Source organism: Acidimicrobiia bacterium, from assembly GCA_029210695.1.
Taxonomy (GTDB): domain Bacteria; phylum Actinomycetota; class Acidimicrobiia; order Spongiisociales; family JAHEDJ01; genus JAHEDJ01.
This window is the reverse complement of the sequence record JARGFH010000028.1, coordinates 1-14103: the sequence shown is the minus strand read 5'-3', so window position 1 is coordinate 14103 and position 14103 is coordinate 1. Positions and strand designations below refer to the sequence as shown.

Sequence of the window (14103 nt, the reverse complement as noted above, 5' to 3'; positions counted from 1 at the left end):
TCGACGCACGAACGCATGACTTGGTTGGCGCTAGCCTCCGGGGCGAGCCGCTGAGAGGAACCCAGTGCGTCAGCTGAAGATCACCGAGTGGGATGACCTACGCGATCGCCATCCAAGCCATGCCCTCGTCGGAAACGTTGACCTGGTAATCATCAGATTCGACGATCGAATCTCGGTGCTCTACGGCCGCTGCCTCCATCGCGGGGCGCTGCTGGCGGACGGATTGATCCGCGGTGCCGACCTGGTGTGCGGGGTCCACAACTGGGATTACCGGTTCGAGACCGGGGTCTCCTCCTACGACCACACAGAGATCCTCCACAAGTTCTCAGCATGGGTTGAGGATGGTGCCGTGTGGGTGGATGCCGACGAGATTGCCGCATGGGAATCCGACAATCCCCAACCGTACAACCGAACCGCTTACCAGGGGCCTTATCAGGACCCTCACGGGACGCCGGACGAGCCACACGTCACTGAGATCCGGGAACTGGCGTCCCACGGCCTCGGGCGCGTCGGCCATCACGGCCCGCTGGCGGCGATGGGCGTTCCGCACTCACAGCTTCCGTCCTGGAACGATATCCAGTTCGTGACGGCGCAACTCGCCCGGTTCCCACAACTCGACGACGTTCCGGTCGGCTCCGGTCTAATCGTCGGCCCACAAGCGGCCAAACCCCTTCACCTCGACATCCCGATCATGGTCTCGGACATGAGCTTCGGAGCTCTCTCGCTGGAGGCCAAAGTGGCGCTGGCCAAGGGGGCTGAACTGGCCGGGACGGGTATCGCTTCTGGTGAAGGCGGAATGCTTCCGGAGGAGCAGAAAGCCAACTCCCGCTACTTCTACGAGCTGGCCTCGGCTCAGTTCGGGTTTTCATGGGACAAGCTGGCCGGGGTCCAGGCATTCCATTTCAAGGGTGGCCAGGGAGCCAAGACCGGGACCGGCGGTCACTTGCCCGGTGAAAAGGTGCGCGGCCGGATCGCCGAGGTCCGCGGCTTGCCGGAGGGCGAACCGGCCATTTCTCCTGCCCGGTTTCGGGATTTCGACGACCTGGACGACTTCCGGACTTTCGCCGAACGCGTCCGCCACGAGACCGGCGGAATTCCAATCGGGTTCAAGCTCTCTGCCCAACACATCGAAGACGACCTCGACGCCGCGCTCCAGATCGGTGTCGACTACGTCATCCTGGACGGACGGGGCGGCGGCACCGGGGCCGCCCCGCTCCTGTTCCGGGATAACATCTCCGTACCGACTACCCCGGCGCTCGCCAGAGCACGACGCCACCTCGACCAACGGGGCGTCTCCGGCAAGGTCACTCTGATCATCACGGGTGGTCTGCGGACGCCGGCCGACTTCGCCAAGGCTCTCGCGCTGGGTGCCGACGGCATCGCCATCTCCAACGCCGCCATGCAGGCCATCGGCTGCGTCGGGATGCGAGCCTGCCACACGAACAACTGCCCGGTTGGAATCGCCACCCAGCAGCAGCATCTGCGCGATCGCCTTCCGGTAAGCGTCGCCGCCGAGCGGCTGGCACGATTCCTCCAGGCCTCGGTCGAGCTGATGCAAGTGCTGGCCAGAGCCTGCGGCCACACCGACCTCCACGGTTTCGAACCGAGAGACCTCACGACCTGGAAGCGCGAGATGGCCGACCTGACCGGAATCCCCTACGGCGGAGTGACCCAAAGCCCGTTTTCGCGCGGGGATCTGCCCCTATAGGGTGGGAATCCCGCGCGAAAACGGGTTGGAAGGTGCCGTCACCTATCATTCCTGGAACGATGTCCCTCCTCACCGACCTCAGCGGACTGTTTGGCGACGCCTTCGCCTCGATCGGACTCGATCGGGCCTTTGGCGAGGTGTCCTTCTCGCAGCGGCCGGACCTGGGGCAGTTTCAGTGCAACGGCGCGCTCCCGGCGGCCAAGCCGGCCGGACGCAATCCGCGGGAGATTGCCCAAGAGGTGCTCGAGGTGGTTTCGGGAGACGAGCGGATTGCCGAACTGTCCCTCGCCGGTCCCGGGTTCATCAACATCACGCTGACCGACGAGTTCCTCGCCACCGAACTCGATGAACTGGCACACGATCCTCGCCTCGGCGTCGCCAAGGTGACCGAATCGCTTTCCGTCATTGTCGACTACGGCGGACCCAACGTGGCCAAGGAGATGCACGTCGGTCACCTCCGCCCCGCCATCATCGGCGAGTCGATCAAACGAATCCTCCGCTTCGAGGGCCACCAGGTCACAGGAGACGTCCACCTGGGCGATTGGGGAACCCCCATGGGCCAACTCATCGTCGAGCTCTCCGAACGGATGCCCGAACTCCCCTACTTCGACCCAAACGGCACCGGACCGTATCCCGCCGAGTCCCCCGTATCGGTCGCCGATCTCCAACTCATGTACCCCATCGCTTCGCAACGGGCCAAAGACGACGCTTCCTTCGCAGAGGCGGCCCGGCAGGCCACCCTCGAACTCCAGGATGGAAGGCCCGGATACCGGGCGCTCTGGCAACACTTCCGGACGGTCTCGATCGACGCCATGCGCGAGGTTTACGAAGACCTAGGCGTCCACTTCGATCTCTGGAACGGCGAGAGCACCGTCCACGATCGGATCCAACCGATGATCGAAAGGCTCATCGGAGCAGGGCTCACCCGGCTCAGCGATGGAGCCATCGTCGTCGATGTCGCCGACGAGGCCGATACCAAAGAGATCCCACCCCTGCTGCTGGCCAAGACCGACGGCGCCTACCTGTACGGCACGAGCGACCTGGCCACCATCGAGGAACGGATCGAGGATCTCGGCGCCCGGATCATGGTGTACGTGGTCGACGTCCGCCAGTCGCTGCACTTCGAGCAGGTATTCCGGGCCGCCCGCCTCACCGGCATCGCCGCCCCCGACGTTGTGCTCGAACACGCAGGAAACGGCACCGTCAACGGACCGGACGGCAAGCCCTTCAAGACCCGGGACGGGGACCTCCTACGACTCGCCGACCTGGTCGCAATGGTGGTTGAGCGAGCCACGCAGCGTCTCGATGAGAACGAACTAGCCACCGGATACCCCCGGGAAGAACGGCACCGCATCGCACACCTCGTTGGTATGGCGGCGTTGAAATTCGGGGATCTTCACAACCACCGAGCCTCCAACTACATCTTCGACGTCGAACGCTTCACTTCGTTCGAGGGTAAGACCGGACCGTATCTTCTCTACGGAGCGGTTCGCGCCAAGTCGATCCTTCGTAAGGCAGCAGAGGGTGCCCTCGACGGTGGGCCGATCATTCCCGCCAGCCGGGATACCGAGCGGAATCTGATGCTGCAGCTCACCCGGCTGCCGGAGGTTTTCGCCCGGGCAGTGGAGCACCGAGCGCCGAATCAGCTGGCCGAGTACGCCTTCGAGTTCGCGGCGGATTTCAACCGCTTCTTGGCTGACTGCCACATCCTGTCCGAACCCGATGCAGCCCGCCAGGGCTCATGGCTTGCTCTTGTCGGCACAACGCTACGTCAACTCGAACTGGTCCTGGATCTCCTGGGAATCGACATTCCGGAACGGATGTAGACGGCCCGTCGGTGCCGGAGTCCAGTTGCCCATAGCTCACAGCTCAAAGCCCATTCGCCCGGTAGGCTCGGAGCCATGAACGTTCGCCCTGCCCGTCCCGATGACGAAGCGGCCGTTGTCGCGTTCACGACCGGCACATTCGAGTGGGGAGATTACGTTCCGGATAGCTTCGGCCGGTGGATGGCTGAAGACGACAACTCCAACATCCTCGTGGCCACCGATGACGCGGACCGGCCCGTCGGCATGGTGCGCATTGTGATGATGTCGTCCGAGGAGGCCTGGCTCCACGCGGCGCGGGTCCATCCTGATGCGCGGCGCCGCGGCATTGCCGCTGAAGTGACGAAGGCCGCCAATCAGTGGGCGGCCGACCAGGGAGCGCGAGTCGCCAGGCTCCTTACCGAAACCTGGAACACCGCCGCTCAGGCCCAGGTCCGGAAGGCCGGGTACCGTGATGTTTCAACCTGGTTCTATGCGGTTCGGCAGATCAGCTCGACGCAGCCCAACACGAGTGGAAACGGCGGCAAACGGGTGCCGGGTGAAGAACGACTGACTCCGGCGCCGGCCGCCGAAGCCGAACCCGCCTTCCTGTCCTGGTCGAGCGGCGACCTCATCCGACACAGCCGCAGTCTCTTTCCGATCTCCTGGATGTTCCGCAGCCTGCGCCTCGAAGACCTCGCCCAGGCGGCCAAGGACCGGAGGTTCTGGGGTTGTCCGGCCGGCTGGGTCATCGGCGAGTTCGATGACGACTCGTTTCACGTGTCATGGATGTCGACCGGACCGGAGGACGTCTATCCGCTGACGCGAGCACTCCTCGATCGGGCCACCGACATGGGGGCCGAGCGGCTCACGGCACTCGTTCCCGCCGTCGGCTTCGTGGAAAAGACATTCCAACGAATTGGGGCGGAACTCCATCACGACATCTTGTGGGAGTACGCCTTGTAGGGGGTTCTGGGTTGTAGGTTCCGGGTTTTAGCGCGCCGGAGCCCAGAGACGCCCGGCTCTAGATCGCTCCGGCGATGAAGAAGGCTGCCGCCGTCGCCCAGATGGCATAGAAGATGGGTAGCTCGATTTCCTCGATCCAGGAATTGTGACCCCACAACTCCCGCACGCCCCAGAGGGCCGGAACCCCGAGGAACAACCCGGCCGTCATGCCGGCCCGCCCTGCGCTGCGGATCACCGTCACCGCGAAATCGAACGGTATCGGCAGATCCTCGATGAACCCACGGCCGATGTTGGCGATGACAAACAAGACGAGTCCGACGAGCAGAGCGCCGAGGGCGCCGGCGACCGCCACCTCGATATCGGTGAAGGTCCCGCGCCGCCGCGTCGAGTAGCCGATCGGCCCCTCAACGGCCACGCCGAGGGCAAAAGCACCGAACACCGCAATGACCAGACCGGATCCGAGCATCGAGCCGGTCGAGTCGGTGAGACCAATCTCAACGACGTCGAAGCCGTCGAGCAGCACGGCAATCGCCAGGCCGACGAGGCCGGTGCCGACGACCAGCAATCCAACGTCGAAACTCGTGCCAAGGGTATGCATCCCGAGTCCAAGCAGCCGGCGCATCTGCGACGCGGCGGGAACCGGGGTTGAGGAGTTCACATCAGTCAACGGGTGCCTTCGTCGGCGAGCGACCAGCCTACCGTCTCGATGTCTCCAGCTTGCAGCGCTTCCCAATAGAGCTCGACCGGGTGGGCCACCCGGTAGGCGCCACCGAGGTATCCGCGCAGCTGGATCTCACAGCCGGGGTTAGCCGACGCCACCACGGTCGATCCAGACGCCTTCACTTGTTCGGCCTTCTTGTGGCCCAGCTCGGCCGAAGCAGCCGGTTGGAGCACGCTGTACAAACCTGCAGCTCCGCAGCACATGCCAACGTCGTCGATCTCAACCGGCTCGTACCCGGCCGCCGACACGATCGTCCGCGGCTGCGCCGTGATCCGCTGAGCATGGCGCAGGTGGCAGGGATCTTGCATCGCCACTTTGCCTCTCGGTACCTCGAGACGAGGTAACCGGCCGTCTTCGATGGCTGCGGCAACGACTTCGGTCACATCCTGGACCTTCGAGGCGAAGATCTCACCCGCGTCGCCCGCCCAGTTGCCGTATTCCTTCAAGTGGGCACCGCAGCCTGCGGCGTCGGTAACGATGAGGTCTGCCGACACGAATGCCTTGATGTTCTGTTTCGCTAGACGCCTGGTCCCGTGCACATTCCCATCGTGAGCAGCTAGGGCGCCACAACATGTCTGACCATCCGGCAGCACCACCCGGTAACCGGCGCGGCGGAGGACCTCGATCGTCGCCTTGTGTACGTCACCAAACCAGGGGTCCATCACGCATCCGGCGAGCACCGCCGCCACTCCCGAACCGGTTGGAGCAACCGGAGTGAAGGTGGACCCGATGGTCGAGACGGGTCGTTTCGGCAAGGGGCGGAGTCCGCCGATCGACCTCCGCACCTGTCGGGGAAGGAATCTGGCCGGCACGGTGCGCTGAACCAGCCTGGCCATCCGGGTCGCCAATCGCATCGCCCGGACACTCCCGATCAACCTTCCGGTGATCAACTGCCGGACCCGGCGAACCGGAGAGGGGAGTTGGGCGGCGATCTCGATCCGGGCGCCTTCCATGGCGCGACCGAAGGGAACCAGCGACGGGCACACGACTTCACAGGCCCGGCATTGCAGGCAGAAACTCATCAGGTCATCGAAGACATCGTTGACCTCACCATGGCCCTTAGCCACCGCCGACATCACCATCAGGCGGCCGCGCGGCGAGGCCGACTCCATGCCCGTCAACCGGAACGTCGGGCAATGCGGTAGACACAGTCCGCATTGGATACAGGCAGACAGCTCGGCTTTGGTTGGTGCTTCCAGGGTCGTCCAGGCCATCACAGACCTCCCGGAAGCCGGCCGGGATTCAGGATCCGAACGGGGTCGAATCGCTGCACGATCCTGTTCTGAATCGACAGGCTCGGAGGCGGGGTACCCCACGGGTCGATTCGCTCATACAGCCCGGGAGGGCCATCGACCAGAACGAGGGCCCCACCCACCGATTCGGCCCAGGTGCGCAAGGCGCTAACGTCGCCCTCGTCACCTGCCATCCGCAGTTCGCCGACTCCGAGTGCCGCTTGATAGCTGTACTTGCCGCGGACCTCCTTGATGGCCGTTCGGAGCAATGCGGGAGGAACTCGCAACGACCATTGCACCTCGCCGGCCGGATCCTCCGGCCAGTCCCACCCTTCGACGGGATCGGCGCCCAATGCCGCGCTTTGACCTTCAACTTCCTCCGGAGTTCCGCCCAGGTAGACCCTCGTGGTTCCGTCGCACTCGATCACGGCCTGCGGACGGTAGGCGGCAGCCAGGGCTGCATCACCATCAGCCACCGTCACGCATCCTCTGGCGGATGGGAGCGGCCAGAGCTTCAGGCACACCTGCACGATTACGCCGAGGGAACCGAACGAGCCGGTCGCCAACCTGGGCAGATCGAAACCGGTCACGTTCTTGACGACACGACCGCCACCACGGACCTGACGGCCGTCACCGGTGACGAGATTGACCTCGAGAAGTCGCTCGCGAGTAGGACCGTACCTCGCGCGCCGCCAACCACTGATACCGGCAGACACAACGCCCCCGACGGAGGCATTGCCGGGAGTCTCGGGCAAGGCCGCGGTCAGATTGTGCCCGGCGAGAAGGTCCTCGAGATCTGACACCCGGACGCCCGCCTCCACCGTGACGGTGAGGTCCTCAGGCTGGAAATCGACCACTCGATCGAGACCGGCGGTCGACAGCACGACGACGGGGTCGAGCCGCCCGCCGTAACCCTGGTGAGTTCCGCCACCCCAGATCAGAGTCCGTAGATGGTGCTCACTGGCGGTGTCGAGAATCGCACCAACCTCGTCGAACGATGAGGGGGCAACCGTCACATCTGCCTCCGGCGCACCGTCGACCGGGGAGCTCTGAGCGGGTAAACCATCTAGTGCAGAACGGACGGAGGTCACACCCACATCCCTTCGAGTGGCGGCCGGCCGAGGTCGAAGCAGCGTGAACCGGCCGGCAGGATCTTGTCCGGGTTGAGCGCCTGCGCCGGATCAAAGGCCTCACGTATGCGGGCCTGTGCATCGAGGTCTGCTTCGTTGAAGACGAGCTTCATGAGATCCCGCTTCTCGATTCCGATGCCGTGCTCTCCTGAGAGGGCACCCCCTACCTGAACGCATACTTCGACCAACTCCCGCGCAGCAGCCTTCACCCGATCGAGCATTCCTTCTTCTTCCGAATCAAAGGCCATCAAGGGGTGGAGGTTGCCGTCACCGGCGTGGAAAACGTTGAGCATTGTGATCCCGTGGCGATCAGCGATCTCGTACACCCGGGTCATGGTCTCGACGAGCTTCGTACGGGGGACGACCGTGTCGTGCAGGTAGTAGTCGGGCGCGGCCTGGGCGACGGCACCGAAGGCCGACTTACGACCCAGCCAGAGTTTGGCCCGCTCGCTTTCATCGGCTGCCACCCGGAGCGTGGTGGCGTTGTTCTCCCTGGCAACTTCGCTGATGATGGCGGCCTCCGCCTCGACGGCAGCCGAGAGGCCGACCACCTCAGCGAGGAGCACGGCGGCGGCGTCGGTGGGGAAACCGGCGCTGACGAACCGCTCAACTGCCTGGGTCATGCGCTGATCCATCATCTCGAGAGCGGCAGGCACGACACCGCGGGCGATGATGCCCGAGACGGTGGCCGCGGCGTCCTCGACGCTGGCAAAGCCGGTGAGCAGGGTTCGCACATCGGGTGGATTGGGCGTCAGTCGCACGAGGGCTTTGGTGATGATCCCGAGCGTGCCTTCCGATCCAACCACCACGCCGCGCAGATCGAGCCCGATCGGATCGGGAGCCGGCCCACCCAGCATCACCACGTCACCGTCGGCGGTGACCAGTTCGACCGCAAGGACATGCCCGACCGTCGACCCCTCCGCAAGACAGTGAGGGCCTCCCGAGTTGTTGGCGATGTTGCCCCCGATGGTGCACGCCGACTGGGATGACGGGTCGGGTGCGAAATGGAAACCATGCGGTTCCGTCTGCTTCGAGAGGTCGAGGTTGATGACCCCGGGGCCCACCCAGGCGGTGGCATTTGCTTCATCGATCTCGACGGAGTTCATCTTGGTCAGGACAACCACCAGGCCGGGTTGGGTAGGAATCGCTCCTCCGGCCAAACCGGTCCCGGCCCCCCTCGCAACGATCGGCGTGCGGTAATGCCTGGCAACGCGCACGATCGCCGCCACTTCCGCGGTTGTCTCTGGGAAGGCGACAAGTTGCGCGTCACCCCTGACGACACCTGAGTCCATGCCGTATACCCAGCGTTCGAGCGGTTCAGACAACACCCGATCGTGCCCGAGAATGTCCCGAAGTTCGGCAGTGAGCGTCATGCGGGCAGGTTACCGAAATCAGACGACACATGAGCCGGGCAATCGCCCATAGGACGCAGGCCATCGGTCATAGGGCCGGGTCAGCTCGGAGGTCGGTCCAGCGTCCGCCAATTGAACGCGCCACGGAGATCCAGATCCACTGCAACGGCTTGCCGTTCGTCGAGTGCTTGCAGGATCCAACCCGGCACCGGATGAATGATGGCAATGTCGCCGTCTTCGTCGAACAACACGAGGCTGAGCGGGGTCGCTTTCGCATATTGCCCGCGAATCGATAATTCCCCTCCGCCCGGAACGAGTGCTTCGGGGCCGGTGAGGCCAACCGAGCTGAGCAAACCGACGGAGGTGACGCTATCGGACGTCAACGAGTGATGGATGACCACGACTTCACCGTTGCCCCATTCGATCTCGAGAGCAGCGGCGGCACCATCGGGAAGATGATTTCTGGTCCAACCGAGTCGTCGATCGACCGGATCCCACTCGAGCCAGATGTCTAATTCGGGAGTGCCGAGATAATCCCGCACAGATTCGCCTCTGAACCGCAGGAGTGCTTCGGTACGCATCCCCACGTCCCAGAAGGGCTCACCGGCGGCTCGCGCCAGACCGAGCAGAAACAGCTCCTGCCGGTAGCCAACCAGGGCCCGCATCGTGTCGACACTCGGAACCTCACCGTCTTCGAGCAGCGCAGTGAGTTCTTCTGCGCCAACCTCGTCGAGGCCGGCCACGGGCACCTGATCAGAATCGAGTACAAGGCCTGCCCACCAGTCGGTCGGGACACCGCCACCAGCGCCGTCCCAATGACTGAAGAACACGAAGAACTCGCCCGGGCCGGTCCTTGCCGCGGCCGGGAGGATTGCCTTTCCCTGGAGAGGGAGGGGTGGAACTGCCAGGGTGCCGGCAGTGGACGGCAAATCATCGGAGACCCACAGGATCTCCTCCACCTGGTAGGTCATCGGCCGAAGGCAGCTATCCCAGCCCTCGACGTCGATCCACTCCGACCCTGAGGACTGCACCCTGGCAACGGCACTCACGCCCTCCAACCCCGCCCCCTCGAGACCCGGCGCGTCGTAATCGATCACCTGGAACGGCCAGGCGTTGACGACCGACTGCCTGACCTCGATCAGGTTGCACCTGGCGGTCACAGAGGCGTTCCAGGCGACGAGCAGCACCACCAACACAAAGCCAGATGAGACGAGCAGCCACCAGCGGATTCCACGGTTAGAAAACACGGGTGAAGCGGCGGGTGCCGGGCTCATGGCGTTCCCCAACCCCCACCGCCGGGGGTGCGAACGAGGAGCCGGTCGCCGGGTCCAACGTCGAAAGTCGACTTGCCGGGCACTCGCTCGGGGCTCCCTCCTTGGCGGATCACCCAATCCTCCCCGGTCGCGCCTGGTGCGCCGCCGGCCAGCCCCCAGGGACGATTGCGCCGCCGTTCCCCCATTAACGACACGGTGGCAGGCGCGGTGAACTCGATTTCGCGCTCGATACCCTCGCCTCCTCCAAACTCACCCGCACCGCCACTGCCGCTCCTGAGACCGTACCGGACCACACGGAAGGGGTAGTGGGTTTCCAGTGACTCGATCGGCGTGTTCCTGGTGTTCGTCATGCCCGTATGGATGCCCGATTGCCCCCGCTTGGTCGGTCGGCCGCCTTGTCCACCGGCCAGCGTCTCGTAATAGGCAAACTCGTCCGACCCGATCAGGACGTTGTTCATGGTCCCCTGCGAGGCGGCAGGCACCCGATCCGGAGCAGCCTGCGCCAGGGCGCCGAGCAGCACGTCGGCGATCCGCTGGCTGGTCTCCACATTCCCTGCCGCCACGGCTGCCGGGGCTTCTGCTGCCACCAGCGAGCCGGGCGGCGCCGTCAATACCAACGGGCGATAGCAGCCGCCGTTGGCCGGAATCGACGGGTCGGTGGCAACGCGCACCGCGTAGTACAGGCAACTCCGGGTGACCGCCTCGACGGCGTTGATGTTCCCCTCGATCTGGTCGTGCGTGCCTGAGAAGTCGGCGCTGAGCCGATCACCGTCGATATGCACGGCCACCTCGATGGGGAGGTCGTCCTCGCCCCACTCCATCACGTCGGAGAACCGGAACACACCGTCCGGTAGGCCGGACAGAGCAGCCCGCATACGACGCTCCCCGTAGTCCAGCAGGGCGGAACTCAATGCCTCGTACAGCTCAACCCCGCCGGCACCGATGAGCGCCAGCATCCGCCTCGCCCCGACTTCATTGGCGCCCAGTTGGGCTGAGAGATCACCGAGTCGCTCGGCGGGGGTCCGGGTGGCCAGGAGGAAGGGTTCGAGGAATTCCGGAACCCACTCGCCGGCGCGGACTGCCAGCGTCGGCGGAACCCGGTGACCCTCCTGATCGACGACGACCGCGTGGGCGGGCATCGAACCGGGCGCCTCACCGCCGACATCGGCATGATGTGCACGATTGGCGACCCAGCCGACGATCCGCCCGTTGAAGAACACGGGGCGGACCAGCGTCAAGTCGTTCAGATGCGTACCACCGAAGAACGGATCGTTGACCGCGTACTGAGCGTCGGGCTCAACCCCGGCACCGAACTGCTGGAGGACGGCCGCCACCGAAGCAGGCATCGATCCGAGGTGAACCGGGATGTGCTCGGCCTGAGCCAGCATCTCACCGGAGGCAACGAAGATCGCAGCAGAGCAGTCTGCCCGTTCCTTGATATTCGGCGAGTAGGACGTCCTGCGCAGCACCAAACCCATTTCGTCGGCGATCGAGCCGAACTGGTTTCTCGCCACTTCCAGCGCAATCGGGCTGATGCTCACCACGACACCTCGAGGGCGCCCGAATCGACGACGACGGCCCGCTCCCCCGGTCCCAGATACGTTGTCGCCTCGCCCTCTTCGATAACGGCCGGGCCGGAGACCTCGCCTCCGACCGGCAAACCCGCTCGCCTCCAAACGGATGCGCGGACCGGGCCATCGGCCGTCAGAATCTCACGGCTCCCGCGCTCTTTTTCGCCGGTGGACCGGAACACCGGGAGGTCGTCCCAGGTCATAGCTGGATCTCCGACGGCTTCGGCGCGGAGTGTGACAACCTCGACCGGATCCCCCGACCGGGCGAATCCGTTGCGCTCACGATGCGCGAGATGAAAGGAGCCGGCCAGGGCGTCCCATCCTTCTCCCGGGTGATAGCGAACAGAGGTTTCGTGCGCCTGCCCGAGGTAGCGCACATCGGCTACGATTTCGACGCTGGTGGGCGCCCGGCCGGTGTGTACCCGGAAGGTGTGCGTCGCCGCCCGTTCCAAGGCGAGCGCCTGCTCATCTAGATACTCGCCGTCGCGGAGCAAGACACTGAGGGCCAGATCATGGCGGGGAGGGCTGAGCAGCAACCCGAAAGCAGAGAACACGCCGGCGAACGGGGGAATCACGACGCCGGCCATTTCGAGGTTGCGGGCCAATGCTGTGGCGTGCAGACCTCCTGCGCCGCCGAATGCCACGAGCATCGCGTCACGCGGGTCCGCTCCTTCTTCCACGGACACCGCCCGGATCGCCCGGGTCATGTGCGCCTCGACTATCTCTACGATTCCCAATGCGGCCTCTTCGGCGGTCAGATCGAGGTTTGCTCCCAATCGCTCGAGAGCCGCTCTCGCTCGTTCGGGCCGCAGCCGGACCGATCCGGCCAGAAGCGTCTCCGGTCCCATCCGCCCCAGGGTGAGGTTGGCGTCCGTGACCGCCGGCTCATCACCACCCCGGTCGTAGCAGGCCGGTCCCGGCCGCGCTCCCGAACTGCGCGGACCAACTCGCAGCGCTCCGCCGGAGTCGATCCAGCCAACACTTCCTCCCCCCGCTCCGACCGTGTGGACGGCGACCGATGGCATCCGGCACGGGTATCCGGCGACGGCGCGCTCGTATGACACCTCGGGACGCCCTCCCTCGATCCGGCACACATCCGTGGAGGTCCCGCCCATGTCGAACGAGATCAGCCTGCCGTGACCCATGGCCACTCCCAGGGCTGCGGTTGCGACGACGCCGCCGGCCGGACCAGACAGGAGGGCGGCGGCCGGAAGGAGGCCGGCGGCCCCGATGTCCATCAAACCACCGGAGGACCGCATAACCAGGACATCCTCGGGTAATCCCGCCTGGTGAGCCCGCTCAACCAATCGCTGCAAATACGAAGCCATCACCGGCGTCAGGTAGGCATTGAGGACGGTGGTTGACGTTCGCTCATACTCCCGTAACTCGCCGACCACCTCACTGCTCATCGACAAGGGGATGCCGGGCAGAACTGCCGCAAGGGCGTCTCGAACTGCCTCCTCATGATCGGGGCTGGCGAAACCGTATAGGAGCGAAACGGCGACTGCTTCGGGAGCGGTGGCCGCGACGGCCGCCGCCAGCTCCTCCAGCCCGGCGGGGGCGGAGCCGTAGGCACCGGTCAATGACGAGCGTTCTCTTGCGCCGAACCTTCGACCCGCCGGCACGAGTGGATCGGGTCGATCGACGAAGCTGTCGTAGAGGGAGGGCCGGTCCTGGCGGCCGATCTCGATGATGTCGGCGAACCCGTCCGTCGTCACCAGCGCGGTTCTGGCGCCGTTGTGCTCGAGCAGCGCGTTCGTCGCCACGGTTGTGCCGTGCAGCAGGGTGGCCACTTGCCGCCCACCGGTCACGTCACGCGCCCCGGCTACAACGCCCTCCGACTGGTCGGGCGTCGACGACGTCTTCCCAACCTTGAGTTGGGTGCCGTCCCACCAGGCCAGATCCGTGAAGGTACCGCCAACATCAACTCCGAGCGTCATGGCACCTCACTACGATGCATGGCGACGGAAGGACGAAAGATCATGCCGGTTCGAATCGAGAACACGCCCAATCCGAACGCATTGAAGTTCACCGTCGGCGTCGATGTGGGTGGCCCGAAGACGTTCATTCCCGGCCAGGAAACCGAGGACCCGCTGGCCACTGCGCTGTTCCGACTCGAAGGCGTGACCAGTGTCTTCATGACCGCCGATTTCGTGACGTTGACCAAAACTCCTGATGCCGACTGGGGAGCAATCGCTCCGGCCGCTCAAGCGATCCTAGAGGCTGAGTTCCAGGAATAGGTTCCCGAAAGAGGTTCTAGGTCATAGGTTGTAGGGGGGAAGGTCCAGGACATCGTTGGCGGTTTGTAGACCGTCTATGGGGTTCAGGACATCGTTGGTAGTGGGCC

11 protein-coding genes are annotated in these 14103 nt (G+C 64.9%); 4 read left to right on the top strand and 7 right to left on the bottom strand.

From position 1 onward, the window contains the following. Positions 1–64: 64 nt before the first annotated feature. From P1T08_10375 to P1T08_10365, 3 genes are all read left to right on the top strand, one after another. Positions 65–1708, top strand: a complete 1644-nt coding sequence (locus P1T08_10375) for a glutamate synthase-related protein (protein ID MDF1596484.1) — start codon at positions 65–67, stop codon at positions 1706–1708. A gap of 59 nt (positions 1709–1767) precedes the next feature. Beyond that, complete coding sequence (gene argS, locus P1T08_10370) at positions 1768–3534, top strand: arginine--tRNA ligase (GenBank protein MDF1596483.1); 1767 nt, start codon at positions 1768–1770, stop codon at positions 3532–3534. Between the two features lie 75 nt (positions 3535–3609). Continuing rightward, positions 3610–4476 (top strand): GNAT family N-acetyltransferase, encoded by an 867-nt coding sequence (locus P1T08_10365; protein MDF1596482.1) that lies wholly within the window; start codon positions 3610–3612, stop codon positions 4474–4476. Between the two features lie 58 nt (positions 4477–4534). Here the strand turns inward: P1T08_10365 and P1T08_10360 are convergent, their stop codons facing one another. From P1T08_10360 to P1T08_10330, 7 genes are all read right to left on the bottom strand, one after another. After that, entirely contained in the window at positions 4535–5074 is a 540-nt protein-coding gene (locus tag P1T08_10360; protein MDF1596481.1) for a hypothetical protein, read from the bottom strand. A 65-nt stretch (positions 5075–5139) separates the two neighbouring features. Next, positions 5140–6411: a (Fe-S)-binding protein gene (locus P1T08_10355; protein ID MDF1596480.1), complete on the bottom strand. Its 1272-nt coding sequence runs from the start codon at positions 6409–6411 to the stop codon at positions 5140–5142. Beyond that, positions 6411–7520, bottom strand: coding sequence for an FAD-binding protein (locus tag P1T08_10350; protein MDF1596479.1), 1110 nt, complete (start codon positions 7518–7520; stop codon positions 6411–6413). The genes P1T08_10355 and P1T08_10350 overlap by 1 nt, the downstream gene beginning before the upstream one ends. After that, positions 7517–8932, bottom strand: a complete 1416-nt coding sequence (locus P1T08_10345; protein MDF1596478.1) for an FAD-linked oxidase C-terminal domain-containing protein — start codon at positions 8930–8932, stop codon at positions 7517–7519. The genes P1T08_10350 and P1T08_10345 overlap by 4 nt, the downstream gene beginning before the upstream one ends. An 80-nt stretch (positions 8933–9012) precedes the next feature. After that, positions 9013–10185 carry a hypothetical protein gene (locus tag P1T08_10340; protein MDF1596477.1) on the bottom strand — a complete coding sequence of 391 codons (1173 nt, stop codon included), beginning with the start codon at positions 10183–10185 and terminating at the stop codon, positions 9013–9015. Continuing rightward, a complete protein-coding gene (locus P1T08_10335; protein ID MDF1596476.1) occupies positions 10182–11663 on the bottom strand; it encodes a hydantoinase B/oxoprolinase family protein in 1482 nt (493 codons plus the stop codon). The genes P1T08_10340 and P1T08_10335 overlap by 4 nt, the downstream gene beginning before the upstream one ends. A gap of 59 nt (positions 11664–11722) precedes the next feature. Then, positions 11723–13696, bottom strand: coding sequence for a hydantoinase/oxoprolinase family protein (locus P1T08_10330; GenBank protein ID MDF1596475.1), 1974 nt, complete (start codon positions 13694–13696; stop codon positions 11723–11725). 42 nt (positions 13697–13738) lie between these two features. Between P1T08_10330 and P1T08_10325 the strand changes: the two genes are divergently transcribed. Further along, positions 13739–13996: a NifU N-terminal domain-containing protein gene (locus P1T08_10325; GenBank protein MDF1596474.1), complete on the top strand. Its 258-nt coding sequence runs from the start codon at positions 13739–13741 to the stop codon at positions 13994–13996. Positions 13997–14103 lie beyond the last annotated feature (107 nt).